This is a genomic window from Nguyenibacter vanlangensis, assembly GCF_013376155.1.
GTDB classification, from domain to species: domain Bacteria; phylum Pseudomonadota; class Alphaproteobacteria; order Acetobacterales; family Acetobacteraceae; genus Gluconacetobacter; species Gluconacetobacter vanlangensis.
Genome location: NZ_JABXXP010000956.1, coordinates 1 through 878, shown reverse-complemented (window position 1 = coordinate 878; position 878 = coordinate 1). Strand labels below are relative to the sequence as shown.

At 66.4% G+C, this 878-nt stretch carries 1 protein-coding gene and 1 pseudogene; both read left to right on the top strand.

Annotated features, from left to right (window positions below):
* Positions 1-232 precede the first annotated feature (232 nt).
* A complete protein-coding gene (locus HUK84_RS20435) occupies positions 233-511 on the top strand; it encodes a hypothetical protein (protein ID WP_176641830.1) in 279 nt (92 codons plus the stop codon).
* A pseudogene (locus tag HUK84_RS20430) lies at positions 508-878 on the top strand (membrane-bound PQQ-dependent dehydrogenase, glucose/quinate/shikimate family); the annotation flags it as partial. The gene HUK84_RS20435 and the pseudogene HUK84_RS20430, both read left to right, overlap by 4 nt.

The following is an 878-nucleotide window of genomic DNA, read 5'->3' as shown; positions in this document are numbered from 1 at the left end:
GAGGCCGATCCGGCGCGGGCGCTGGACATGTCGGTGTTCGCCGGGTGGGGGCTGGGGGAGAACGCGGCCTTCGTGGCGCTGTTCACGCGGCTGCGCACCGCCATCCGCGACCAGGGTGTGCGGGCGACGCTGCATGGGATCGTTGCCGGGGAAGGCTGACGGACGGGGCGCTTGAACGGGGCGTTTGGCCAAGGGGCCTGGACGGGACGCGGGCGCCGGGAGACGGCGGGACGTGGCCAGGATATTGCGGCGGCATTACGGCCGGACAAGGTTATCACAAAAACGTGAACAGAAATCCCGCCCCCGTTCTGTACTAAATCGGGGGCAGGGTTTTTTCGTCGTTCCGGCAGCCCTGAACGGCAAGGATAACAATATGAAGCGTGCCGCCGCTGGCATGGTGCGCGCAGCGCGTCAGATCTGCGCCGCCCTGTCAATCTTGACCCGCGAAAGCGATATGGTCTTGTCACGCCGTTCGGATCTGATCCTCCACTGCAAACTGGGTTTTCGATGAACATGTCACAAGGATTGCGGCCAGTGCTTGCAATCACCGCGGCGGTCTGTGCCCTGATCGGGCTCTACCTGCTGGCCGGCGGCGTCTGGCTGACCGCTCTGGGTGGTTCGCTGTACTACGTCGTCGCCGGCATCATGCTGCTGGTGACGGCGGTATTGTTGCTTCGTCGGCGGCAGGAGGCCCTGTGGGTCTATGCCGCCCTGCTGATCGGCACCATGGTCTGGGCCGTGGGCGAAGTCGGTTTCGACTTCTGGGCGCTGGCGCCGCGCGGCGACGTGCTGGTGCCGCTGGGGATCTGGCTGCTGCTGCCGCCGGTGACCCGCATCCTGGGCCCGGCCACCAAGGCGGCGCATCTGCCGCTGGGCCT